General features: G+C 73.1%; 17 protein-coding genes, 1 other RNA gene and 1 pseudogene. 8 read left to right on the top strand and 11 right to left on the bottom strand.

The genetic code is table 11. From position 1 onward, the window contains the following. Positions 1-168 precede the first annotated feature (168 nt). The 7 genes and pseudogenes from ABD198_RS11760 to ftsE all read right to left on the bottom strand — a co-directional run. A pseudogene (locus ABD198_RS11760) lies at positions 169-584 on the bottom strand (LysR family transcriptional regulator); the annotation flags it as partial. A gap of 120 nt (positions 585-704) precedes the next feature. Then, the gene (locus tag ABD198_RS11750) at positions 705-1,700 is read right to left on the bottom strand and encodes an extracellular catalytic domain type 1 short-chain-length polyhydroxyalkanoate depolymerase (protein ID WP_344000160.1); all 996 of its coding nucleotides are present in this window, start codon (positions 1,698-1,700) and stop codon (positions 705-707) included. Between the two features lie 128 nt (positions 1,701-1,828). After that, positions 1,829-2,233: a transfer-messenger RNA gene (gene ssrA, locus ABD198_RS11745) on the bottom strand. Positions 2,234-2,412: 179 nt separating this feature from the next. Beyond that, the gene (gene smpB, locus ABD198_RS11740) at positions 2,413-2,892 is read right to left on the bottom strand and encodes an SsrA-binding protein SmpB (protein ID WP_344000116.1); all 480 of its coding nucleotides are present in this window, start codon (positions 2,890-2,892) and stop codon (positions 2,413-2,415) included. Between the two features lie 105 nt (positions 2,893-2,997). Further along, a complete protein-coding gene (locus ABD198_RS11735) occupies positions 2,998-4,158 on the bottom strand; it encodes a S41 family peptidase (RefSeq protein ID WP_344000115.1) in 1,161 nt (386 codons plus the stop codon). A gap of 68 nt (positions 4,159-4,226) precedes the next feature. Beyond that, positions 4,227-5,144: a permease-like cell division protein FtsX gene (ftsX, locus tag ABD198_RS11730; protein ID WP_167998260.1), complete on the bottom strand. Its 918-nt coding sequence runs from the start codon at positions 5,142-5,144 to the stop codon at positions 4,227-4,229. 35 nt (positions 5,145-5,179) lie between these two features. Next, positions 5,180-5,869 (bottom strand): cell division ATP-binding protein FtsE, encoded by a 690-nt coding sequence (gene ftsE, locus ABD198_RS11725; protein WP_167998261.1) that lies wholly within the window; start codon positions 5,867-5,869, stop codon positions 5,180-5,182. A gap of 263 nt (positions 5,870-6,132) precedes the next feature. Between ftsE and ABD198_RS11720 the strand changes: the two genes are divergently transcribed. Then, entirely contained in the window at positions 6,133-6,324 is a 192-nt protein-coding gene (locus ABD198_RS11720) for a hypothetical protein (protein WP_167998262.1), read from the top strand. Between the two features lie 126 nt (positions 6,325-6,450). Here the strand turns inward: ABD198_RS11720 and ABD198_RS11715 are convergent, their stop codons facing one another. From ABD198_RS11715 to ABD198_RS11700, 4 genes are all read right to left on the bottom strand, one after another. Then, complete coding sequence (locus ABD198_RS11715) at positions 6,451-7,047, bottom strand: LPXTG cell wall anchor domain-containing protein (protein ID WP_344000110.1); 597 nt, start codon at positions 7,045-7,047, stop codon at positions 6,451-6,453. A gap of 335 nt (positions 7,048-7,382) precedes the next feature. Further along, a complete protein-coding gene (gene prfB / locus ABD198_RS11710) occupies positions 7,383-8,489 on the bottom strand; it encodes a peptide chain release factor 2 (protein ID WP_344000107.1) in 1,107 nt (368 codons plus the stop codon). A 278-nt stretch (positions 8,490-8,767) separates the two neighbouring features. Continuing rightward, entirely contained in the window at positions 8,768-10,006 is a 1,239-nt protein-coding gene (locus ABD198_RS11705) for a serine/threonine-protein kinase (RefSeq protein WP_344000105.1), read from the bottom strand. Positions 10,007-10,124: 118 nt separating this feature from the next. After that, the gene (locus ABD198_RS11700; RefSeq protein ID WP_344000103.1) at positions 10,125-11,792 is read right to left on the bottom strand and encodes a serine/threonine-protein kinase; all 1,668 of its coding nucleotides are present in this window, start codon (positions 11,790-11,792) and stop codon (positions 10,125-10,127) included. A 365-nt stretch (positions 11,793-12,157) separates the two neighbouring features. Between ABD198_RS11700 and ABD198_RS11695 the strand changes: the two genes are divergently transcribed. The 7 genes from ABD198_RS11695 (at position 12,158) to ABD198_RS11665 (ending at position 24,299) form a co-directional block, all read left to right on the top strand. Continuing rightward, positions 12,158-15,529 (top strand): FtsK/SpoIIIE domain-containing protein, encoded by a 3,372-nt coding sequence (locus tag ABD198_RS11695; protein ID WP_344000101.1) that lies wholly within the window; start codon positions 12,158-12,160, stop codon positions 15,527-15,529. 153 nt (positions 15,530-15,682) lie between these two features. Continuing rightward, on the top strand, positions 15,683-17,086 hold the full coding sequence (locus ABD198_RS11690; protein ID WP_344000099.1) for an ABC transporter substrate-binding protein: 1,404 nt from the start codon (positions 15,683-15,685) through the stop codon (positions 17,084-17,086). A 7-nt stretch (positions 17,087-17,093) separates the two neighbouring features. After that, entirely contained in the window at positions 17,094-18,443 is a 1,350-nt protein-coding gene (locus tag ABD198_RS11685; protein ID WP_344000097.1) for a carbohydrate ABC transporter permease, read from the top strand. Then, entirely contained in the window at positions 18,440-19,354 is a 915-nt protein-coding gene (locus ABD198_RS11680) for a carbohydrate ABC transporter permease (protein WP_344000095.1), read from the top strand. Before ABD198_RS11685 ends, ABD198_RS11680 begins: the two co-directional genes overlap by 4 nt. Before the next feature lie 176 nt (positions 19,355-19,530). After that, positions 19,531-21,795 carry a bifunctional glycosyltransferase/CDP-glycerol:glycerophosphate glycerophosphotransferase gene (locus ABD198_RS11675; protein ID WP_344000093.1) on the top strand — a complete coding sequence of 755 codons (2,265 nt, stop codon included), beginning with the start codon at positions 19,531-19,533 and terminating at the stop codon, positions 21,793-21,795. A gap of 338 nt (positions 21,796-22,133) precedes the next feature. After that, positions 22,134-23,687 (top strand): hypothetical protein, encoded by a 1,554-nt coding sequence (locus ABD198_RS11670; RefSeq protein WP_344000091.1) that lies wholly within the window; start codon positions 22,134-22,136, stop codon positions 23,685-23,687. Between the two features lie 96 nt (positions 23,688-23,783). Beyond that, the gene (locus tag ABD198_RS11665; protein WP_344000089.1) at positions 23,784-24,299 is read left to right on the top strand and encodes a putative immunity protein; all 516 of its coding nucleotides are present in this window, start codon (positions 23,784-23,786) and stop codon (positions 24,297-24,299) included. Positions 24,300-24,350 lie beyond the last annotated feature (51 nt).

Raw genomic sequence — 24,350 nt, 5'->3', positions numbered from 1 at the left:
TCCCCCCACGGGACATGTACGGGTGCGCATACGACTTGAGCACGCGTCGTCGGACCGGCCCCCACCAGGTCCGAGCGCCCCGTTTATCACACTGTGCTCGGACGTCGAATGTAGCGCACGCGGAGGTTCTGTGTTTGCAGCGTGCCCTTTCGTATCAATCGTGAGACATCATGGGGACGCCATCACGACACGGTCCACGGCCGGAAGCCACCCCTCGCCGGGCGCCTCCAACCAGCCCTCCGCGCAGGCCGGCTCGGCCGCCGCCCGCCGAAGGTCCGCCAGAGCGGGGTGAATCAGCCCCTTTCTCCACACAAGCGGCACAGGGGACAGCGGAACCGGGTCGACGAGCGGACGCAGCACGGTCCCGGGCAGCAGCGGGAAGTCCACCACCGCCAGGATCGGGCACCGCATTCCGGCCATGATCCGCTGAAACTCCTCGTCACCCAGCGCCGGCGGCGCGGGAGCCGGCCCCGCGAACCGTCCGAGGGACGCGGCCGGCCCGCGGGCAACTCCCCCGCCGCCCAGGTCAGCCCGCTCCCGTAGCGGGCCAGCAGCTCGCGCCCGGGGGCGAGTTCACGCGGACGGGATGGCCTGCGGCAGCGCGGTCGGGGGGTGGGCGGTGGAGCGCGCCTCGGCCGCGGCCGGGTACGGGGTCCCGGTGGTCGCGGCCGTGGCGGCCCTGCTCGTCTCCGTCGGGGGCTTCGTCAGGGGAGGTTCCAGGTGACCGCGAGGTGGTGGGCGGCGCACAGGTTCACGTCGAGGAAGTACGGGCCGGCGGTGCCGCACTGGCCGCTCGCCGTGCCCGGGTCGACGGGCTGGCCGTGGCCCATGCCGGTGAGGGCGACGGTCTCCACGACGGTGCGGCCGGAGGCGTCCCGGTACTGGTGACGGGGGTGACCGGCGACGGTGTCGGTGGCGTCCGGGCTCTGGTCGGTGCCGTGCACATCGGTCCACTGCTCGACCAGGTCGGTCATGTTGACCGGCCGCACGGTGTAGTCGGCGGTGCCGTGCAGGACGGAGAGCACCGGCCAGGGTCCGGTGTGCCCGGGGTGGGCGGCGCGCACCCGGTCGCCCCACTGCTTCGGGGTCTGGGTGGCGCCGACGTACATGCACACATACGCCGTTCCGGCGGCCTGGGCGCAGCCGTAGGGCAGCCCGGCGACGATGCCGCCGGCGGCGAATCTGTCGGGGTAGGCGGCCATCATCACGGCGGTCATGCCGCCGCCGGCGGACAGCCCGGTGACGTAGACGCGCCCGGGGTCGCCGGAGACGTCGGCGAGCTGGCGGTCCACCATCTGGGCGATGGAGGCCGCCTCGCCCTGGCCGCGGGCGATGTCGCCGGGCTGGAACCAGTTGAAGCAGTTCGAGGCGTTGTTGGCGGACCGCTGCTGCGGCAGGACCACGGAGAAGCCCCAGCGGTCGGCGAGCTGGGTCCAGCCGGAGCCGGCGGCGTAGCCGGAGGCGTTCTGGGTGCAGCCGTGCAGGGCGACGACGACGGGGCGGCCGGCGGGCAGGCCGTCGGGGACGTAGCGGTACATGGTCAGGGCTCCGGGGTTGGAGCCGAAGCCGGTGACCTCCTCCAGGGAGGCCGCGGCGGCGCGGGTGGGGGTGAGCAGCACGGACAGCAGCGCCACCACAGCGATGAGCACGGCGGTGAGCACGGCGGCCGCTCGGCCCCGGGCCGGTGTGATCTGCGTCATGGGGAGTGTGGGGAGTGTCATGCGCAGGGAAGGTAGGAGCGCGCGGCGCTCCCGGACATGGGGCGGGGCACCACAAACACGACGAGGCCCCGGTGGTGTGACACCACCGGGGCCTCGTCACATGGAGATTGTGGAGATGGCGGGAATCGAACCCGCGTCCAACGGTGCAGAAACAGGGCTTCTCCGTGTGCAGTCGGCTGTGCTTTTCTCGGCCCCGGAGATCACGCCGACAAGTCTCCGACGGGCCCAGTCACTGTTTGATTTCCCTCTTCGCCCCGTGACCGGGCTGGAGGTTTAGTTCCCTAGCTGATGCCAGACACCGGGTCGGGAACATCCCCGGGCTGACACTCCCTTTGAGTAGGGGAGCCGCAGCTCGCTACCTGAAGATCAGGCAGCGAGGGCGAGCTCGCCCTGGGAGATGGATCGCTTGGAATTGGCGATTATTTTTCTCGGCCTGTGGTTTACGAGATCATGGCCGCTTCCTCGACACGCTTCCCCTGTTTCGACAGCCGCTGTCGAAACCGATCATCCCCATGTTGACTTCTCAAACCCTCCGCAGAGGGGTCGCACGCACCCGCTGTGAGGTGCAGAGCCATCCTACGTGACCAACGGCCGACGATGCCAGCCTATTCCCGGCGGTCGCCCGGCCGTGGTACCCGGCGGGAACACACCGCGGTGCCGGTGTGTTCCCGCCAGGGCCCGTCTGCCGGCCTCAGGCCCGCTGCCTGCGGCGGACGGCCGCCATGGCACGCTCGGCCTCGCGCCGGTCCTGCTTCTCGCGCAGCGTCTGCCGCTTGTCGTACTCCTTCTTGCCCTTCGCCAGCGCGATCTCGATCTTGGCGCGGCCGTCCTTGAAGTACAGCGAGAGCGGCACGATGGTGTGGCCCGTCTCCTGGGCCTTGGCCTCCAGCTTGTCGATCTCCTCGCGGTGCAGCAGCAGCTTGCGCTTGCGGCGGGCGCTGTGATTGGTCCAGGTGCCCTGGCTGTATTCGGGCACGTGCACATTGTGCAGCCAGGCCTCGTGGTCGGTGAACTGGACGAAGCCGTCCACCAGCGACGCCCGGCCCTGGCGCAGCGACTTCACCTCGGTGCCGGTCAGCACCAGGCCGGCCTCGTAGGTGTCGATGACGTGGTAGTCGTGCCGCGCCTTCTTGTTCTGCGCGATCAGCTTGCGCCCTTTTTCCTTAGCCATAGTGTGGCCATTTTCGCACTACACGGGGGGTCGGCGGGAAGCCGTTTATCGCGGGGGCGGCGGCCGTGCCGGGGGCCCTGCGCGCCGGGTCCGGGGCGGGCTGCTCTACCTGCCGAGTCCGGTGAGGATCGTCTCGGCCCGCTCCAGGGCCCGCTCGCCGGCCTCCAGGTCGGGGGTGATGCCGTGGCCGTCGACGCCACGGCCGGAGGGGGTGCGGTAGTGGCCGACGGTCAGCTCGGCGACCGATCCGTCGGGCAGCCGGGTCGGCATCTGCACCGAGCCCTTGCCGAAGGTGCGGGAGCCGACGACCACCGCCCGGGAGCGGTCCTGCAGGGCGCCGGTGAGCAGCTCGGCCGCGCTCATCGTCCCGCCGTCGACGAGCGCGACCAGGGGTCTGGTGGTGTCGCCGCCGGCACGGGCGTGCAGGGCACGCTGCTCGCCCTCGACGTCGTAGGTGGCGACCAGGCCGCCGTCGAGGAAGGCGGAGGCGGCGGTGACGGCCTCGGCGACCAGCCCGCCGGAGTTGCCGCGCAGGTCGAGGACGATCCCGGTGCCGGCCGGGCTGTGGCGCACGGCCCGGCGGACCTCCGAGCCGGAGCCCTTGGTGAAGGCGGCCACCTTGATCAGGGTGACCGGTCCGGGCAGCTCGCGGACGGTGACGGAGTCCCGCGACAGCCGGACGCGGCGCAGGGTCTCGGTCCACACCCGGGAGCCGCGCTCCAGGCCGACGCGTACGGAGCTGCCCGCGGGCTCCTCGGTGGTGTCGCCGCGCAGTATGGCGACGACCTCGGTGACCGGGCGTCCGTCCACCTTCCGGCCGTCGACGCTGCGCAGCCGGTCGCCGGGGCGGATGCCGGCCTCCTCGGCGGGAGTGCCGCTGCCCACCCGGGTCACCTCGATGCGGCCGTCGCGCTCGCGGGCCCACAGGCCGACGCCGGTGTACTCGCCGTCGAGGGTCTCCTCGAACTCCTCGTACTCGCCCGGCGAGTAGACGGCGCCCCAGCGGTCCCCGCTGCGGCTGACGGCGCGCTGCGCGGCCTCCATGGGGGAGGTGCCGTCGGCCATCGCCTCCTCGGCCGCCCGTGCGACGTCCGCCCGGTGCGGGGCGCGGGCGCCCGAACGGCCCGCCTCCGCCGCGGTCCTGCGGTTCGCCTCGGGCAGCGAGCCGGTGGCGGCGCCCGCGACCAGCACGCTGGCGAACACCAATGTCAGGGCGGCCCCGCGGCGGATACGGCGGGGCTGACAGAACAGGTCACGGCCTGACATGCCGGTGAGTCTAGGACAACGCGAAGGGGCGTACGGCCGGTTGGCCGCACGCCCCTTCTTGGCACATGTCACACCTTCAGGTACTTGCGCAGCGCGAAGAACGCGGCCAACGCGGGCATCAGGAAGCTCGTGGCGAGGATGAGCGGCAGCTTCGCCAACACCACGTCCCAGCCGATGAAGTTGATCAGCTCCAGCTGGTCGGCCAGCGCGAGTCCGTGGTCGATGAGGAAGTACCGGCCGATCAGCAGGAAGGCACAGGCGAGGGTGCCGCCGATGAGCCCGGCGACCGCGGCCTCCATGATGAACGGCGCCTGGATGTAGAAGCCCGAGGCACCGACCAGGCGCATGATGCCGGTCTCCCGCCTGCGGCTGAACGCGGAGACGCGCACCGTGTTGACGATCAGCATCAGGGCGACCACCAGCATCAGCGCCATCACCGCGCGCGCCGCCCAGTTCATGCCGTTGAGCAGCTCGAAGAGGTTGTCCAGCAGGCCCTTCTGGTCCTGCACGGACTGCACCCCGTCACGCCCGTCGAAGGCGGTCGCGATGACCTGGTACTTCTCCGGGTCCTTGAGCTTGATGCGGTACGACTCCTGCATCTGGTCCGGGGTGAGGGAGCTGGCCAGCGGGGAGTCGCCGAACTGTTCCTTGTAGTGCTTGTACGCCTCGTCCTGCGACTCGTAGGTGACCGTGTCGACCACCGACATCTTCTCCAGATCGGCCTTGATCTGGCTCTTCTGGTCCTCGGTCACCGCGCCCTTGGCGCAGTTGGGGTCGGACTCGGCGTCGTTCTTGTTGCACAGGAAGATCGAGACGTTGACCTTGTCGTACCAGTAGCCCTTCATGGTGTTGACCTGGTCGCTCATCAGGAGCGACCCGCCGAACAGGGCGAGCGACAGGGCTACGGAGACGATGACGGCGAAGGTCATCGTCAGATTGCGGCGGAGACCCACACCGATCTCCGACAGAACGAACTGGGCGCGCATGGCGTCTGGTCAAGCCTTTCCGTGGAGCCGGTCGGTCAGTGCTGGTAGCCGTAGACGCCGCGTGCCTGGTCGCGCACGAGGCGGCCCTTCTCCAGCTCGATGACGCGTTTGCGCATCTGGTCCACGATGTTCTGGTCGTGCGTCGCCATCACCACGGTGGTGCCCGTCCGGTTGATGCGGTCGAGCAGCTTCATGATGCCGACGGACGTCTGCGGGTCGAGGTTGCCGGTGGGTTCATCACAGATGAGCAGTTTGGGCCGGTTGACGAAGGCTCGTGCGATCGCCACGCGCTGCTGCTCACCGCCGGAGAGCTCACCGGGCATGCGGTCCTCCTTGCCGCCGAGCCCGACCAGGTCGAGCACCTGCGGCACGGACTTGCGGATCTCGCCCCGGGACTTGCCGATGACCTCCTGCGCGAAGGCGACGTTCTCGGCGACCGTCTTGTTCGGCAGCAGGCGGAAGTCCTGGAAGACCGTCCCCAGCTGGCGCCTGATCTGCGGCACCTTCCAGTTGGAGATGCGGCCGAGATCCTTGCCCAGGACGTGCACCTGTCCGTGGCTGGCCCGCTCCTCGCGGAGGATCAGCCGCAGGAAGGTGGACTTTCCGGAGCCGGAGGATCCCACGAGAAACACGAACTCGCCCTTCTCCACTTCCAGGGACACATCCCTGAGTGCGGGGCGGGTCTGCTTTGGGTAGACCTTGGAGACATTGTCGAATCGGATCACGGATGCACCACGGGTCGCCGGGGGTAGATGAGCGTGACCATACGCGAAGCGGAACCCGGACCGCAGTCACCGACGGGGGTTGCGCGAGGCTTGTGTGTTTTGTGGGGACTGTCCGGTGTCCGATGCCGCCGCCGGACCTCTGTCAAGCCCCCCTTTGGTGGGCGTCCGGCGCATGCTCCGCGGGAACCTGGCACAGTGGAAGGGGAACGTTCGCACCGCCGCGGGCGTTGACTGCAGGGAACCGGTCTAAGGAGGGCGAGCGCATGACGTACGACCGGCTGGTGTGCGCGAACTGCGCAGCGCCCGTGAACGAGGGCCGGTGCCCGGTGTGCCGCGCCAACCGCGAGCGGCTGCAGCAGGAGAACTTCTTCGCGGGTCTGAACCCGATGACGCTGATCGCGCTCCTCGCGGTCCTGGTGGCGGCGCTGGCGCTGCTCGCCCACCAGACCGTGTGACGTAGCCGACAGCCGCCGCACCGACTCGAAGCAGGCACTCGAACGCCCGAGGGGCTCGGAGCGCCATCTGCGCTCCGAGCCCCTCTGTGCCGCCTGTGCGTACGCTCCGTACGCGGGCCGTCACCGTCAGGCGGCGGCACCGCCGCGGCCGGCCATCACGCGCGGCAGCACGCGGAAGCCGATGCCACCGGCGATCATCGTGGCGGCGCCGATGACCAGGAAGGTCGTCTCGGCGGCACCGGTCTCGGCGAGCTCCTTGCCGTTGCCCTGCGCCGAGGCGGCGGGCGCCTCCTCGCCGGTGTCGGTGAGGGAGGACGAGCCCTCCTCCTGGGCGGACGCGCCGCCGTCGGGGTCGACGCCGTTGCCGCCGGTGCCGTTGCCGTCATCCGGGGTGCCGGGGTCCTCGGTGGGCTCCTGCGGCTCGGTCGGGTCCTGAGTCGGCTCCTCCGGCTCGGTGGGCTCCTCGGTGGGATCCTCCGGCTCCGTCGGCTCCTCGGTGGGATCCTCGGGAATGGTGGTGGGCGGGTCCTCCGGCGCGGTGGGCTCCTCGGTGGGCTCCTCCTCGCCGAGGCCCACGCCGACGCCGACACCCTCCTCGTTGACACCGGCGCTCACGCCGATGTCGAGGGCGGAGGCCGCACCGGCGGCGGTCAGCGAGGCGCCGGCCGCGATCACGGCACCGGCCGCGATCCGTGCGACACGGATCCGCGTCTTCTTGGTCATGTGGTTGCTACCCCCAGTAGCTCATCGTCAGTGAGGCGGCGCTCGGGGGCCGTGATCGACGGAGGTGACAGTGCAGAAACTCCCCCCGGTTCACATGCGCCCCAGAGATACGCATGCCGCGTTTCACCCTTCCCAGTTTTCAAAAGGACGTCAAGGGCGTTGCGTGCGCGATGTCCTGGAACGGGCGCTTTGCCGAACGACGAAGCTGTGAGTGTGATGTAAAACCCAGACATCCGGGGTGCGGGAGCGGCAACGAGAAAGGCAACTGCCGCCCGTCGGGCGGCAGTTGCCTTGTCGACAAAGCGGCGTGCGCGGTGGTCCGCCCGCCGCGGAGCTTACTTGCTCTGCTGCTTGCGCCAGCGAATTCCGGCCTCGAGGAAGCCGTCGATCTCGCCGTTGAACACGGCCTCGGGGTTGCCGACTTCGTACTCCGTGCGCAGGTCCTTGACCATCTGGTACGGGTGCAGGACGTACGAACGCATCTGGTTGCCCCAGGAGTTGCCGCCGTCGCCCTTGAGCGCGTCCATCTTGGCCTGCTCCTCCTGGCGGCGCCGCTCGAGCAGCTTGGCCTGGAGGACGTTCATCGCGGTGGCGCGGTTCTGGATCTGCGAGCGCTCGTTCTGGCAGGAGACCACGATGCCGGTGGGGATGTGCGTGATGCGCACCGCCGAGTCGGTGGTGTTCACGCCCTGGCCGCCGGGGCCGGAGGAGCGGTAGACGTCGATGCGCAGGTCGGACTCGTCGATGTCGACGTGGTCGGACTGCTCGACGACGGGGAGCACCTCGACACCGGCGAAGGACGTCTGGCGGCGGCCCTGGTTGTCGAAGGGCGAGATGCGCACCAGGCGGTGGGTGCCCTGCTCGACGGAGAGGGTGCCGTAGGCGTAGGGGGCACGCACGGCGAAGGTGGTCGACTTGATGCCGGCCTCCTCCGCGTACGAGGTCTCGATGAGCTCCGTCTTGTAGCCGTGCTGCTCGGCCCAGCGCAGGTACATGCGCTGGAGCTTCTCGGCGAAGTCGGCGGCGTCGACGCCGCCGGCCTCGGCGCGGATGTTGACCAGCGCCTCGCGGGCGTCGTACTCGCCGCTGAGGAGGGTGCGGACCTCCATCTCGTCGAGGGCCTTCTTCACCTCGGCGAGCTCGGCCTCGGCCTCGGCGCGGGTGTCCGGGTCGTCCTCCTCCTCGGCCATCTCGAACAGCACGGCGAGGTCGTCGATCCGGCCTCGCAGTGCCTCAGCCTTCCTGACCTCGGACTGGAGGTGGGAGAGCTTGCTGGTGATCTTCTGCGCCTCTTCCGGGTTGTCCCAGAGGGACGGCGCGGCCGCCTGCTCCTCGAGCACGGCGATTTCTGCCCTCATCTTGTCGAGGTCCAGGACGGCCTCGATCGACTCCATGGTCGAGGAGAGGGACTTGAGCTCTTCGGATACGTCGACGACTGCCACACCTCCAGCGTAACGGCTCCCCGCACCCTGCCTCCGCCCACTGTGCACCCGCCCCCGGCTCCCGGTCACCTACTGGTCCCGCCCTTTTCCCACCCACCCGCCCGACTCGGCCCGCTGCACAGCGCACGCCTGAACGTGCACGGTGACCCGTTCCATGTGCACGCGAGCGCGGCGGGTCGCCACGTACTTCGGGTCGCGGGGAAGCCCATCGAGATACCGGGTCGGGCGGTGCGGGTGGGCAAAGGTGGCGGGAGGGCGAGGGGCGGTGCCCGTGCAGGTTACGGGGAGGTGGGGGCGGAGTTTTTGGTGTCCTGTGGGGGTGGGGCGTCCTCGTCGCTGGAGGTGGCCAGCCAGGTGCCTACGCCCACCGCGGTGACAAGGGCCACGGTGCAGGCTGCCAGGGTGAGGCGTCGGCGGCGGGTGGTGGTGCGGTTGCGGGCGGAGCCGGGGCGGGGGGCGCCGGCCGCTCGAGGGGCCCGGGCCGTGCCGTGGGCGCCGCCGGCGAGTTCGTCGGGAGCCGGGACCCGCATGGAGGTGTGGGTGTCCCGGTTGGAGTCGGAGGGCCTGGCACCCGGCACCAGCGGGACGGCTCCCCTGCGCACGGGCCCGGCCGACGGCACCGGTTCCTCCGGCTCGCCGTCCTCCTCCCGCACCGGCTCCACGTCCGGCTCGTCCACGTCCAGCGGCGGCATCCCCGCCAGCAGCGGCAGCAGCTCCCGCAGCCGCGCCGCCAGCTCCGAGGCCCGCAGCCGCGAGGCCGGCGCCTTCGCCAGGCACTGCACCAGCAGCTGCCACAGCTCGTCGGGGATCCCGGGCAGCGGCACCACCGTCTCCGTGACGTGCCGGCGCAGCACCGCCCCGGGGTGTCCGCCGCCGAACGGCGTGAAGCCCGCCAGCAGCTCGTACAGGACCGTGGCCAGCGCGTAGATGTCGACCGAGGCGCGCGGCGGCAGCCCCTCCACGATCTCCGGCGCCAGGTAGTCGGGCGTGCCGATGATCTTCGTCGCGCGGGTCCGGCGCGGGTTGTCGATGAGCTTCGCCACCCCGAAGTCGGTCAGCAGCGCCCGGTGCGAGCCGCCGGGGCCGAGCGGGCCCTGCATGTCCAGCAGGACGTTCTCCGGCTTGACGTCCCGGTGCACCACCCCCGCCGCGTGCGCCGCCGCCAGCCCGTCCGCGACGTCCGCCGCGATGGCCACCGCCGCCTCCGGGGCGAGCCTGCGCTCCCGGTCCAGGCGGGTGCGCAGGTCCGTGCCGCGGACCAGGTCCATCACCAGCGCGAGATCGTTGCCGTCGACCACCAGGTCGCGGACGGAGACGACGTTCGGATGCTCCAGACCGAGCAGCGCGGTGCGCTCCTGCACGAAGCGGCCGACCAGCTCCTGGTCGGAGGAGAGGTCCTCCCGCAGCAGCTTGATCGCGACGGGCCCCTCGGGGCCCTCGCCCAGCCACACCGTGCCGGCGCTGCCCCGCCCGAGGATCTGGTGGGCGGTGTACCGGCTGCCGATCTTCCGTGCCAAGACTGCTCCTACCGACGCGTGTTGTCGCTAAAACTACGCGTCCGGGAAGCCTGGCTTCACCGCAGAGACGGAAATCACCTGCTGGATGTCGACAAATCAGCAAACACGCCGTCGGCGCTCAGGCCGCCGGATCGTTCGTGCCGGAGCCGCCGAGGTCCTCGATCCAGCCGGTCACGGTGCCGACCCAGTCGGTGAGCTGGTCCCAGTAGCCCTTGGTGGTGCCGATCCACTCCTGCAGCGGGCTCAGCTCCCAGATCAGCCAGCCCGCGACGAACAGGATGACCAGCGTGAACAGGCAGCCCTTGAGGCAGCCGAGGCCGGGGATCCGCATCGGGTTGGCGCTGCGCTGCCGCGGCGGCCGGGGTTCGCGCCGGGGCCGCTGGGGCTCCGGCGCAGGCGGCGGCGCGTACCGCTGGGGCTGCGGCTGGGGCGGCGCGGGCGGCTGGGGGGTGGCGTAGCGCTGCGGCTGGGGCGGGTAGCCGTAGCCGGCCGGCGGCTGCTGGGGGCGCCGCTGCGGCGGCTGCTGAGGCCGGGCGACCTGCCGCTGGGGGCGGCGGCGCAGCGGGTCCTGGCTGGGGTCGAGGTACTGGACCTGGGTCTGCTCGTTGCGGTCGCGGGCCGCGCGCAGCTGGGTCTGCCAGGGGTGCGGTTCCTCGGGCCCGGGCGCCTGGCCGCCGGGCGGCCCCGGCGGCACCGGAGGCATGACGGCCGTCGGGTCGGCCGCGCCGGACGGACCGGAGGGGCCGGACGGGTCGCCGGTCTGCGGCAGCACGCTGGTCGCGGCGTTCGGGTCGTAGGAGCCGGCTCCCTGCGGCAGCACCTGCGTCGGATCGGCGTCCCCGGACGAGCCGGGCGTGCCGGGCACCGGCGCGGGGGCCGGGTCGGGCATGAGCAGCGCGCCGACGTTCTCGGCGGCGGCGATCTGCGCGGTGCTCGCGTGCACGCCGATGCCCTCGGCGACGACGCGCAGGCCGCGGGCGAGGTTCTCGGCGCTGGGGCGCTCGTCGGGGTTCTTGCGCAGGCAGCGCTCGATGACCGTCCACAGCGGGTCGGGGACGGTGGAGGGCCGGCGCGGTTCGGCGCTCAGGTGCTGGTGCAGCACCTCGAGCGCGGAGCCGCCGGAGAACGGCGGGCGGCCGGTGATCAGCTCGTACAGCAGGATGCCGGCGCCGTAGATGTCCACGGCGGAGGTCTGCGGGCGGCCCTCGGCCGACTCGGGCGCGACGTACGCGGGCGTGCCGACGAACTCCTGGGTGCGGGTGAGGCCGGGCGAGTCGGCGAGGCGGGCGATGCCGAAGTCGGTGAGCATCGGGTGCAGCCGGTCGCCCTCCTGCTTGAGCAGGACGTTGGCCGGCTTCAGGTCGCGGTGGACCACGCCGTCGGCGTGGCTGGCGGCGAGCGCGTCCGCGATCTGCGCGGTGAGCAGGGCGGCGGCGACCGGCGTGAAGGGGCCGTTCTCGCGCAGGTAGCGGTGCAGGTCGGGACCGTCGATGAGGTCCATGACCAGCGCCAGCAGGTCGCCCTCGACCACCAGGTCGCGGACCCGGACGATGTTGGGATGGGTCAGCCGGAGCAGCACGGAGCGCTCCCGCAGGAAGCGCATCACCACATCGGCGTCGTTCGCGAGCTCCTCCTTGAGGACCTTGATCGCGACGGTCTCGCCGGGCTGTCCGGGCACGGCCGCCTCGGCACCCGCGGTCTCCCGCTGGCGCGCACGCCATACGGTGCCCGTGGCGCCGCGACCGAGCGGCTCCTCGAGGAGGTACTTGCTGCCGACTGGCCGCACGTCACGCGCTCCCTGCTGCTTGCCTTGCCTTCTTGCCGTCCGACCCACTCTAGTGCCGAGGTGCGCGAGACCGGGCAGTCGTCATTCTGTGGGTCTTACGTACACGATCCCGCGTCTGTTCGAAAGAAAGACGCTCACCTCGGTCTCCCGGTTGCCGAAAACGGACGTGACCGATCTCAATCGGGCGCCCAGGCCGCCGTTGCCAGGCACTTTTGCGGGCAGAGCCGACCAATCAAGATCACTTGTTGCGGAGCGGCGGGCGCGTTGTCGGTGTCAGGTGCGAGGATGCGGGGCAGTACTGGCCGACGTGCTCGTGCGGGGTGGGGGGCTTTTCCGCGCCCGCGCAGAAGGGACCGCTGACGGCGATGCAGATCCGGCTGACCGTCGTAGACCCGCTGGGTCCGGCCGCCTCCGCGCGGGACCGGGTCACACGCCGCGACGTGCTGGTCACGGCGCCCGCGGGCACGGCGCTGGCCGCGGTCGCCTCGGCGCTGGCCTCCGCGGTCCCCGGCGGTGAGGGCTCCTCGGGCGCCCCCGTGCTGTACGCGGGCGAGCAGCGGCTGGACGCCCAGCGCTGCACCCTGGGCGAGCCGCCGCTGATCGACGGCGCGGTGCTGGCCGTGGGCGCCCCCGGGGTGCCCGAGCCGCATCCCGAGCTGGACGACGCCCCGACCCGGCTCCATGTGGTCGCCGGTCCCGACGCGGGCGGGGTGCATCTGCTGCACGGCGGCGAGATCCGCATCGGGCGCTCCGCCGATGCCGACGTGGCACTGGACGACCCGGACGTCTCCCGGCTGCACTGCGCGGTCACGGTCGCCCCGGACGGCCGGGTCTCGGTCGCCGACCTGGGCTCGACCAACGGCACCACGCTGGACGGACGGCGCGTGGGGCAGCGCCCGGTCCGTTTCCCTCCGGGCGCCCTGCTGCGCATAGGCGAGTCGGCGCTGCGCCTCACCCCGTCCGAGGGCCCGGCGGCCCGTACGCCCACGACCCCCGACAGCGAGGGCCATGTCCGCGTCGGCGGGCCGCACGGCCCGCACGGCCCGCACGGCCCGCACGGAACCGGGGCCCCCGAGGGCCCCACCCGCCACGCCACCGGCATCCCGGGCGTCCGGTCCGAGGTCCCGCCCCAGGGCGGCGCCCCGGACGTCGAGTCCCGCCCCGAGCCCCCGCGCCCGCCGAAGGGCCGCCGGGTCTCCGGGCGGACGGAGCAGGGCCCGGACGCCGGTACCCCGGTCCCCGGAGGCGCACGGCACGACCGGGCCCCGGAGGGGACGGCCCTGGGCGCCGAGGCTCCGCACGGCTTCGGCGGGCCCGCCGGTCACCCCGCCGACCCGCGGGAGGCCACCGGGAGCGGGACCGGCACGTACACGGGCCGGCCCCATGCCGTCGACGAACACACCGCGGATCCCGGACACCCGCCCGCAGGCGCCCCCGCCACCGGCACCCGGAACGACACCCACTCCGGCAGCCCCGCCGCCCGCACCACCGCGACGACGGGCACGGCCCCGGCCCCGGCCCCCGCCGCCCCGCGCAGGCGCGGCGGCATAACCGCCTGGGCCCGGCGGCTGGCCGGAGGGCGGGCGGCGGCCGGTGAGCCGCAGGCGCCCGAGGAGGCCACCGGCGCCGAGCACGCGCCCGAACCGGCCGGGGAACGAGAGACCTGGCCGGACCCGGCCGCGCTGCTGCTCACCGCGCTGGGCCCCGGACCCCGTCTGTGGGAGCGCGAGCCGGGGCACCCGGAGGCGCTGGCCGTGCGGCTCGGGACGGCGGACCGGGCGGCACCGGGCGGCTCGGGACGGCTGCTGCCCGCCGTGCCGGTGACGGCCGGTCTGCGCGAGGTGGGCGACCTGGGCCTGGCCGGTCCGCGCGAGCGGCTCGCCGGGCTGGCCCGCGCCGTGCTGGCGCAGCTGGCCGCGCTGCACTCCCCCGACACGCTCGAGATCGTGCTGATCGCCGCCGACCGCTCCCGCCCCCTGGCCGAGCGCACCGCCGAGTGGTCCTGGCTGGGCTGGCTGCCGCATCTGCGCCCCGGGCACGGCCAGGACTGCCGGCTGCTCCTCGCGCACGACCGGGAGCAGGCCACGGCCCGCACCGAGGAGCTGCTGCGCCGCCTGGACGACCCCGCGCACGTCCCGCCGCCCTCGGGCACCCCCCGGCGCCCCTCCTGGGCCCGGGACGAGGAAGACGGCCCTCAGGGCTTCTACAGCGTGCTGGTGGTCGACGGCGACCCCGGCGGCGCCGATGTGCGCGAGGCGGTCGCGCGGCTCGCCGTGGAGGGGCCGCGGGCCGGGATCCATGTGGTGTGTCTCGCCGAGACACCTCCCGCCTCCCCCGCCTCGCCGGTGGCCAGGACGTACGAGGCGGCCTGCGCGGTGGCGCCGGCGTTCCGGGAGTGCGGTGCCGTCGCGCTGCTCAGCGGGGACGTGGCGACCGCCCTGCGGCTGCTGCGGGTGGCCCGCACCGGTCCGGGCACGGATCCGGGTCCGGTCGGGCACGGCACGCTCGCCACGGTCGACGCGGTCTCCGCCGCCTGGGCCGAGCGGTTCGCGCGCGCCCTCGCCCCGCTGCGCACCGAGGCCGCGCCCGGCGACCGGCAGCCGCGGGTGACCGCGCCGCTGCCCAGGTCCGCCCGCCTGCTGGACGAGCTGGGCCTGGCCCGCGCCACCCCGGCCTCCCTGATGGCGCGCTGGGCCGACGCCGCCGACGACACCAAGGCACTGGGCGGCCGGGTGACCGCCGTGCTGGGCGCCGGGGAGCGCGGCCCGGTCGCCGCCGACCTGGCCGCCGACGGGCCGCATCTGCTGATCGAGGGCCCGCCCGGCAGCGGCCGTACCGAGCTGCTGCGCGCGGTGGTCGCCTCGCTGGCCGCCGCCGAACGCCCCGACCGGCTCGGCCTGGTGCTGATCGACGGCCGGGGCGCCGGCACCCCGGACGCCGCCGGGCACGGCGAGGGCCTGCGGGTGTGCACGGACGTACCGCACGTCACCACCCACCTCGCCGCCAACGACCCGGTGCGGATGCGGGAGTTCGCCCAGTCGCTGACCGCCGAGCTGAAGCGGCGCGCGGAACTGCTCGGCCGCTCCGACTTCACGGAGTGGCACACCGGACGGGAGCTGTCGGACCGCATGGTCGCCCAGCGCGAGGGCGATCTGGACACCCCGCCGAGCTCCACCCTGCGGCTGCGGCCGGGCGCGGCCCGGCGCAGGGCCGAGGGGGCGCCGCCGCTGCCCCGGCTGGTCGTGGTGGTGGACGACCTGGACGCGCTGGTCTCCCCCGCGCTCGGCTCACCGGGGCGGCCCGCCGCCGGGTCGGTGATGCGGGCGCTGGAGGCCGTGGCGCGCGACGGCGAACGGCTCGGGGTGCACCTGGTGGCGGCCACGGCCCCCTGCCCCCGTACGGCGCAGACGGAGCCGGCGCGGCGGGCCCGGCTGCGGATCACGCTCGAGGCGCCCGCCACCGGCCCGGACGAACCGGCACCGGGACGCGGCCGACTGGCGTGCGCGGACGGCCGGGTGACGGTGTTCCAGGGCGGCCGGGTGACCGGACGCATCCCGCGCACCGCGACGCTGCGCCCCACCGTCGTCCCGCTGGAGTGGCACCGCATGGGCGACCCGCCCACCCGGCGCCCGGTCCGCGAGCTCGGCAACGGGCCGACCGATCTGGCCCTGCTCGCCAGCGCGTTGGAGCGTGCCGCCCGCGAGGTCTCGGCAGCCGAAGTCCCGTCACTTCTGTAACTCCCGTACTGGCCCGCCGCATTGCTGTCACGACACAATCACGATCGCGGACTTGACACCTGACGCACTCTTGCCGACCCGACCCGCCGGGCGTAGACCAGAGCGCACGGGACAGCGCTCGACGTTCGACGAGGAACGAAGAACGGGGCAGTCATGCGCAAGGCGAGCAGGATCATCCGGATACGCAGGTCGCCTGAGAACCCCACGGCGGCCCCCCGCACGCGCAGAGCCACACGGACGGCCGCCGCCCTCGCGGCGGGTGTGCTGGCGGTCTCGCTCACCGCGTGCGGAGGCGGCGACGACGGCGGCGGCAAGAACGAGGGCGGCGACAAGGCCCGGACCAACGTCACCCTCCCCAAGCTGGACGGCGAGACCCTCGAGGTGGCCGCCGTGTGGACCGGCGCCGAGCAGGACAACTTCAAGAAGGTCCTGGCGGAGTTCGAGAAGCGCACCGGCGCCAAGGTGTCCTTCGTGCCGGCGCAGGACCCGATCATCAACTTCCTCGGTTCGAAGGTGGCCGGCGGCGCCCCGCCGGACGTCGCGATGCTGCCGCAGCCCGGCGCCATCAAGCAGGCCGTGGACAAGGGCTGGGCCAAGCCGCTGGGCGACGCGGCGATGAAGGAGCTGGGCGAGAACTACTCGCAGGGCTGGCAGGACATCGGCAAGGTCGGCGGCAAGCAGTACGGCGTCTACTACAAGGCCGCCAACAAGTCGCTGATCTGGTACAACGCCAAGGTCTTCGAGAACGCGGGCGCTTCGGAGCCCAAGACCTGGGACGAGCTGCTCACCGCCGCGCAGACGGTGTACGACTCGGGTGTCACCCCGTTCTCCGTCGGCGGCGCCGAGGGCTGGACGCTGACCGACTGGTTCGAGAACGTCTACCTCTCCCAGGCCGGCCCGGAGAAGTACGACCAGCTGGCCAAGCACGAGATCAAGTGGACCGACCCCTCGGTGAAGCAGGCCCTGACCACGCTGGCCGAGATCTGGGGCAAGAAGGACTACGTGGCGCGCGGCGCCCTGCAGACCGACTTCCCGAACTCGGTCACCCAGACCTTCACCGGCGGCGACCAGCCCAAGGCGGCCATGGTCTACGAGGGCGACTTCGCCCAGGTCAACATCACCGAGGCGGGCGCGAAGATCGGCACGGACGCGAAGGTGTTCCCCTTCCCGGCGGTCGGCGACACCCCGCCGGTGGTGTCCGGCGGTGACGCCGCGGTGATCCTGAAGGACTCCAAGGCGGCGCAGGCGCTGGTGACGTTCCTCGCCTCGCCGGACGCGGCCCAGATCCAGGCGAAGCTCGGCGGCTACCTGTCGCCGAACAAGAACGTGCCCAACTCGGCGTATCCCAACGAGGTCCAGCAGAAGATGGCCAAGGCGCTCGTCGACGCGGGCGACGACTTCCGCTTCGACATGTCCGACCAGGCCCCGCAGGCCTTCGGCGGCACGCCCGGCAAGGGCGAGTGGAAGGCGCTGCAGGACTTCCTGAAGAACCCGAAGGACGTCGCGGGCACCCAGCAGCGGCTGGAGGCCGACGCGGCGGCGGCGTACGGGAACTGATCCGGCGATGGCGTCGGACACGGCGGCAGGGGTCAAGGCACCGGCCCCTGCCTCTCCCAAGTCGCGCAAGAGCGTCACCGGCACCCGCAGAACGGTCGCGGCGCTGTTCCTGCTGCCCGCCCTGGTGCTGCTCGGTGCGCTCGTGGTCTACCCGATCGGGTACTCCGTCATCCGCAGCTTCTACGACCAGTCCGGCGACGGTTTCGCCGGGTTCGACAACTACCAGCAGCTGTTCACCGACGACGGCATCCGCACGGCGCTGAAGAACAACGTCATCTGGGTGGTGTTCGCGCCGACGATCGCGACCGCGCTCGGTCTGATCTTCGCGGTGCTGACCGAGAAGGTGCGCTGGGGCACGGCGTTCAAGCTGGTCGTCTTCATGCCGATGGCGATCTCCATGCTGGCCGCGGGCATCATCTTCCGGCTGGTGTACGACCAGGATCCGGACAAGGGCGTGGCGAACGCGGTGTGGGTGGGGGTGCACGACACCTTCGCCCAGTCCTCCGCGTTCCCGAAGGCGCATCCGGGTCGTGAGTCGCCGCTGCAGCCGGCGGGCGGCGGCGCCTTCATCACCAAAGGCACGGTCAGCGTGGGCGAGACGGTGTCGCTGCCGATGGTCGGGGTGGCCCCCGATCTGATGCCGGACGACGCCGAGCGGGCGGCGGCGCCGGAGCCGGAGGAGGGCCGGATCACCGGCACGACCTGGCAGGACTTCACCCGCGGCAAGGGCGTCGGCACGCTCAACGGCATCGACGCCTCCGAGCTGGGCTACGCCGGGATGAAGATCGAGGCCGTGAAGGACGGCAAGGTGGTGGAGACGGCCACCGCCGGCGACGACGGCACCTTCTCCCTGTCCGCGAAGGCCGACGGGGCGCAACTCAGGCTGCCCGCCGAGAACTTCAAGGAGCCGTACAACGGCCTCGACTGGCTCGGCCCGTCGCTGGTCACACCGGCCATCATCGGCTCCTACATCTGGATGTGGGCCGGATTCGCGATGGTGCTGATCGCGGCCGGACTGGCGGGCATGCCGCGGGACCTGCTGGAGGCCGCGCGGGTGGACGGCGCCAACGAGTGGCAGGTGTTCCGGCGGATCACCGTGCCGCTGCTGGCACCGGTCCTCGCGGTGGTCACCGTCACCCTGATGATCAATGTGCTGAAGGTGTTCGACCTGGTCTTCATCATCGCGCCCGGCTCCTCGCAGGACGACGCCAACGTCCTCGCGCTGGAGCTGTACCGGCAGGGCTTCGCCGCCGACCAGCCGGGCATCGCCAGCGCCATCGCGGTGTTCCTGCTGCTGCTGGTGATCCCGGTGATGTGGTTCAACATCCGACGGCTGAGGCGGGAGGTGCGGCGATGAGTGCCGGCGCCGGGAGTGTCACCAAGGCGGCCGCGCCGCCCGTGCAGGCGGTCAGGGCCGAGCAGTCGCTGGGGTCCCGGATCGCCGGCTGGGTCAGCGGCGGGTTCGTCCGGGTGTTCCTGATCGTGGTCGGGCTGTTCTGGCTGGTCCCGACGATCGGCCTGCTGCTGGCGAGTCTGCGCGCGCCCGAGGAGATGGCCGCCAGCGGCTGGTGGAACGTGTTCACCGAGCCCTCGCAGCTCACCTTCGGCGCCTATGAGGCCCTGCTGAGGAACGACGACATCACCGACTCGCTGCTCAACACGGTGTACATCACCGTGCCGGCGACCGTCCTGGTGGTGGTGATCGGCGCCCTCGCCGGGTACGCCTTCGCCTGGATGGAGTTCCCCGGCCGGGACTGGTGGTTCCTGGGCGTGGTGGCGCTGCTGGTCGTCCCCGTGCAGGTGGCCCTGCTGCCGGTCGCCGAACTCTTCGGCAATCTTGGCATCTTCGGCTCGCTGACCGGCGTGATCCTCTTCCACGTCGGCTTCGGTCTGCCGTTCGCGGTGTTCCTGCTGCGGAACTTCTTCGCGGAGATCCCGCGGGAGCTGCTGGAGGCGGCCCGTCTGGACGGCGCCGGTGAACTGCGGCTGTTCGTACGGGTCGTGATGCCGCTCGCGGGGCCGGCGATCGCCGCGCTCGGCATCTTCCAGTTCCTGTGGGTGTGGAACGACATGCTGGTCGCGCTGATCTTCACCGACTCGGACAGCCAGCCGATCACGGTGGCGCTGACCTCGCAGGTGCGGCAGTTCGGCAGCAACATCGAGGTGCTGGCGCCGGGCGCGTTCATCTCGATGGTGATCCCGCTGATCGTGTTCTTCGGGTTCCAGCGGCAGTTCGTCTCCGGCGTGATGGCGGGCGCCGTGAAGTGAGCCGGGGGACCGGCAGAGCCGAACGAGGCATCAACAGGGCGGAAGGGGCGGACGATCCTCCAAGTCCGCCCCTTCCGGGTGACCGAATTCCCCCGGATGCCGCAGCCGGCGTAACCAGGACGGCCCAGTGAGCGTTCCGACAGCGCCGAACGCCCGCGCCGACCCATGGATGCCCGTTGCCCAGGTTCAGTGTCATCGTCCCCGCGTACCAGGTTCAGGCGTATCTGCCCGCATGCCTGGAATCGGTGCTGTCCCAGTCCTGCCCCGACCTCGAACTGATCGCCGTCGACGACGGATCACCGGACGCCTGCGGCGCGCTGATCGAGGAGTTCGCCGCCCGCGACCCCCGCGTACGGCCCGTGCACCTGCCGGAGAACACCGGCCCCGGCCCGGCCCGCAACGCCGGCCTGGACCGGGCGGCCGGCGACTATGTGCTGTTCCTGGACGGCGACGACACCCTCGCCCCCGACGCCCTCCTGGCGATCGCCGACCGGCTGAAGGAGACCGACGAGCCGGACGTGCTGGTCTTCGACCACGCCCGCGTCCACTGGTCCGGCCGGGCCGTGCGCAACCGGGCCCTGTCCGCCCCGCTCACCGAGCACGGCCCGGCCCCGTTCCGGGCCGAGGACCGGCCGGGCCTGCTGACCCTGCCCGCGGTGGCCTGGAACAAGGCCTGCCGGCGGGAGTTCCTCGAGGGCGAGGGCTTCCGCTTCCCGCCCGGCTGCCACGAGGACGTGCCCTGGGCGTACTCCGTGCCGATGGCCGCGCGGACGGTGGCGACCCTGGACCGGGTGTGCGTGCACATCCGGCACCGGCGGGTGGGCAGCTTGCTGTGCACCGCCGGCGAGCGGCACTTCGACGTGTTCGGCCAGTACGACCGGGTCTTCGCGTACGTGGAGCAGCGGCCGGAGCTGGCGCACTGGCGGCCGCTGCTGTTCCGCCGCATGGTGGGCCATCTGACGGCGGTGTACTCCCGGCGTGAGCGGCTGCCGCACGGCTCGCGCGCCCTGTTCCTGCGCCGGGCTCGCGCCCACTACCGCCGCTACCGCGCCCCCGGTGTGCCCCTGCCGCCGCGTGAGCGGATCGACCACGCCGTGGTCCGCTTCGGCCTGCACCGCACCCACCGGATGCTGCGCCTGGCCCGCGCCCTCGGCCGCGGCACGGCCCGGCTCACCGGCCGGCTGCTCGGCGCCCTGCGCTCCGCCGCCCTCCGGCTGCACTACCACGTCCAGCGCCTGCTCCCGCTGCGCGCCGACCGGGCGGTGTTCGCCTCCCGCGAGGGCCACGGCGGCGACCCGGGGGCGCTGGAGTGCGCGTTCCGCGAGTACGCCCCGCACATCCGCACCGCCTGGGTGGTCGAGCCCGAAAGCCCGCACGCCGTCCCGCCCGGCCCGCGCCGTCTGGCCCCCGGCACCGCCGCCTACTGGACCGCGCTCGCCCGCTCCGCGTACCTGGTGAGCGACACCCGCTTCGAGCCCGGTCTGCGCAAGCGCCGGGGCCAGGTGCTGGTGCAGACCGGGACCGGCACCCCGCTGCTGCACCGGGGCCTGGACCTCCTCGACCGCCCGGCCGTCTCCCCCGGCGCCGACGCCGCGCGCATCCTGAAGGACGCCGGCCGCTGGGACTTCGTCGTCTCCGCCAACCGCCACTCCACGCTGACCTGGGAACGGGTCCACCCCGGCCGCTACACCGTGCTGGAGTACGGCCGCCCGTGCACCGACCGGCTGTACACCGCGACCGAGGCGGACGTGGCCCGGCTGCGCGAGTCGCTGGGCATCCCCGCGGGCGCGGTGGCGATCCTCTACGCGCCGGCCCGCCGCGAGCACCGCCGCACCCAGCCCCGCCTGCTGGACCTGGAGCGCGTGGTGCACCGCCTGGGCCCGCGCTTCGTGATCCTGGCCCGGATCCCCGGCCCGGCCGGCCCGCCGCGCCCGGCGGCCTCGGGCCGGGTCCTGGACGTCAGCACACACCCGAACGTGGCCTCCCTCTGCCTCGCCTCGGACGCGCTGATCACCGACTACTCCTCGCTGATGGCCGACTATGCGGGTCTGGACCGGCCGATCGTGCTGCACACCCCCGACCGGGAGGCGTACGAGGAGATCCACGGCAGCTACCTGGACGTGACCGCGTTCCCGCCGGGGGCGGTCACGCACAGCGAGGACGAGCTGATCGACGTCTTCACCAGCGGCCACTGGCGCGGCTCGCGCTCGGCGCAGCTGCGGGCGGCGTTCCGCGCCCGGTTCTGCCCGCACGACGACGGCCGGGTCGCCGAACGCGTGGTGCGCCGGGTGGTGTTCGGCGAGAGCGAGCAGCCGCCCGCGATCCCGCTGCCGGAGCGCCGGCCGGCGCCCTCGGCGGCCGCCGCGCACGACCGTCCGCGCCTGACCACGGTGCCGCCGCAGCACGCCGCCGCCCCGCGGCCCGTCGCCGAGCACGTCTGACCCTCCACTCCGCCCCCCTGTTCCCCCGTTCCCCCGTTCCCCCACCGATCACCCTCGATCGCCTTGTCCTGTCCGGGAGTTCTCATGCCCTCCGGCTCGTCGCGGCCCACCCCGTCCCGGCCGTCCACCTGGCGTCCGGCGGGGCGGCCGGGTGCCCGTCCCGGCACAGGGCGCCCCGGTCGAGCCGGCCCGCTGAGCGGGGCACCTCCAGCGCCGGTCCCTCTCGCCCTGCGACGCACCACCACCCATCACCCGATCAGGTGAGCCGACGTCATCGCTGTTGACCTGCGCGGGAACATACGGCAAATGCCCCGCACACCCCGACTCCCCACCGCCCGATGAGCTCCGGCACCCAGCTCCGGCGGCGTACCGCGAGCGGCGCCACGGCGCTGCGCGGCGGCGGTTCCTGGCGGCCCACCCCCTACCAGGCCGCCGGGTTCGTCTTCTGGCTCGTGGTGTCGCTGGCGTCCTGGCGGGTGCCGCTGTGCTGCGACGCCGGACTGCAGGCGGCGGCCGTCGAGCGGCTGAGGGCGGATCTGCTGCATCCGCGGCATCCGTCGGCGGACCTGCCGGGCGCGGGCAGCCTCGCCTACTCGCCGTTGGCGCTGGCGCAGGGTGCCGGCGCACGGCTGACGGGCCTGGGCGGCTGGGAGCTGGTCCGGCTCACCGGGCCGCTGAACCTGCTGGTGCTGCTCACCGGAACCGGCCGCCTGATGCGGGTGCTGAGCCCCCGTCCGTGGGCGCCTGTGCTGGCGCTGGCCGCGCTGACCCTGCTGTGGGGCACCGGGCCGGCCCCGGGGTCCGCCGGGCTCGGCCTGCTGCAGCTGACGGCGGACCTCTCGCACCCGGCGGTGTGCGCGGCCGGGCTCACCCTCTGGGCCTGGGCGCTCACCGGCGAACGGGCCCGTGACGACGCGGCGGTGCGCTATGTGGGGCCGAGCGGGCTGCGCGGACTGCCGGGGTACGCGGCCCTCGGCGTGCTGTACGGGCTGATCGCGCTGGTCCACCCAATCACGGGCGCGGCGGCGGCGCTGGGCGCGGTCGCGTTCGTCGCCGGATGGCAGCGGGGCCGGTCCGGCGCGGTCGTGGGGCGGTGGCTGCTCGCAGGCGTGACGGGGGCGCTGGTCGCGGTGTCCTGGCCGTACTTCGACATCCTGTCGGCGGCGCCCTCCGGCGGGCCGTACGAGACTCCGCGCGCGGAGCTGTGGGGCCGGTTCTGGCCGGGGCTGCTGCTCGGGCTGCCCGCGCTGTGGCTGCGGGCCCGGCGCGGCTCCTGGCGCGATCCGCTGGTGCTGCTCCTCGGGTCGGCCTGTGCACTGGCGGCGTACGGCTGGTTCAGCGGTGCCGACGTCCCGGCCGGCGTGCTCGGGCTGCTGCTGGTGGCGCTGCCGTGCGCGCTCGCGGCGGAGCTGGCGGCCGCCCGGCCGTGGCCGGTGTGGCGGCGGGTGCTCGGCGGTGCCGCGGTGGCGGGGGCCTGTGCGGGGTTCCTGACCGTGCAGGGCGGGGCGGTGGTGCCGCGGGCCCTGGACCCGGTGGGATCCGACCGGCCGCCGGGCTGGCCCGACTACGCGTGGGCCGCACGGCACATCGGGCCCGGCGAGGTGGTGCTCACCGACGGCCGTGACGCCGGGCGGATCATCGCCGGGTACGGAGCCGATCTGGCCGCCCCCGTCGTGCCGGACGCGGCCCTGGACGAACGGGAGCGGCAGCGGCGGCTGTCCGACGTCCGCGCGTATCTCTCGGCCGGCTCGACCCGCGCCGGGCGCGCGGCCGTCGTCCGCCGCTACCGGGTGCGCTGGCTGCTGCTGACGCCCCGGCAGCCGGTGCCGGAGGAGGCCGTGGTGGTGGCCTGGAGCGAACGCACCGGGGAGGTGCTGGCCCGGCTGGGGTGACCCTCGCCTGTGGAGTGCACCGGCCGCCGGTTCCGGGCCGGACCCGAGGAGTGTTTGGATACCGGGGCGGACGCCGTCAGGAAGGAAGCCCCCATCGTGATCCTCCCGAAGGTCAGGGACCCCCGCTTCGTGACGATCCGCCGTGGCGGGACCCTCACCGACGAGGACCACCATCTGCTCGCCCTCTGGGCGGCGGACTGCGCGGAGCACGTGCTCGGCCTGTTCGAGGCCGCCCGGCCCGAGGACCCGCGGCCGCGCGAGGCGATCGAGGCCGCCCGCGCCTGGGTGCGCGGCGAGGTCAGGATGATGCAGGCGCGCGCCGCGGGCGGTCATGCCATGGGCGCCGCCCGGGATCTGCGGGGCGCGCCCCGGTTCGCCGCGTACGCCGCCGGCCAGGCAGCGGTGGTGGCGCATGTCGCCGCGCACGAGCTGGGCGCGGCCGCCTATGCGATCAAGGCGGTGCGGGCCTCGGTGCCGAAGGAGGAGAGCGAGGCCGCGGGGCGGCGCGAGTGCCGGTGGCAGCGCGACCGACTCCCGGAGGCGATCCGCGAGCTGGTGCTCGACGACCAGCGGCTGCGCAACGACATCTGCTGGTCGGTGTTCGACTGCTGAGCCCTTTCCCGCAGCGCTCGGCGGCACACGGCGGCGCCCCGCCCGGTCGGT

It is taken from the genome of Streptomyces thermocarboxydovorans, assembly GCF_039524635.1.
GTDB lineage: Bacteria > Actinomycetota > Actinomycetes > Streptomycetales > Streptomycetaceae > Streptomyces > Streptomyces thermocarboxydovorans.
The sequence above is the reverse complement of the archived record's forward strand: the minus strand, read 5'-3'. Positions and strand labels throughout refer to the sequence as shown.

Coding starts and splice junctions, on each gene's coding strand:
- smpB (WP_344000116.1), bottom strand. CDS start 2,892: ATGGCTAAGGAAAAAGGGCGCAAGCTGATCGCGCAGAACAAGAAGGCG.
- ABD198_RS11695 (WP_344000101.1), top strand. CDS start 12,158: ATGCAGATCCGGCTGACCGTCGTAGACCCGCTGGGTCCGGCCGCCTCC.
- ABD198_RS11670 (WP_344000091.1), top strand. CDS start 22,134: ATGAGCTCCGGCACCCAGCTCCGGCGGCGTACCGCGAGCGGCGCCACG.
- ABD198_RS11685 (WP_344000097.1), top strand. CDS start 17,094: ATGGCGTCGGACACGGCGGCAGGGGTCAAGGCACCGGCCCCTGCCTCT.
- ABD198_RS11680 (WP_344000095.1), top strand. CDS start 18,440: ATGAGTGCCGGCGCCGGGAGTGTCACCAAGGCGGCCGCGCCGCCCGTG.
- ABD198_RS11735 (WP_344000115.1), bottom strand. CDS start 4,158: ATGTCAGGCCGTGACCTGTTCTGTCAGCCCCGCCGTATCCGCCGCGGG.
- ABD198_RS11715 (WP_344000110.1), bottom strand. CDS start 7,047: ATGACCAAGAAGACGCGGATCCGTGTCGCACGGATCGCGGCCGGTGCC.
- ftsX (WP_167998260.1), bottom strand. CDS start 5,144: ATGCGCGCCCAGTTCGTTCTGTCGGAGATCGGTGTGGGTCTCCGCCGC.
- ABD198_RS11720 (WP_167998262.1), top strand. CDS start 6,133: ATGACGTACGACCGGCTGGTGTGCGCGAACTGCGCAGCGCCCGTGAAC.
- ABD198_RS11750 (WP_344000160.1), bottom strand. CDS start 1,700: ATGACGCAGATCACACCGGCCCGGGGCCGAGCGGCCGCCGTGCTCACC.
- ABD198_RS11690 (WP_344000099.1), top strand. CDS start 15,683: ATGCGCAAGGCGAGCAGGATCATCCGGATACGCAGGTCGCCTGAGAAC.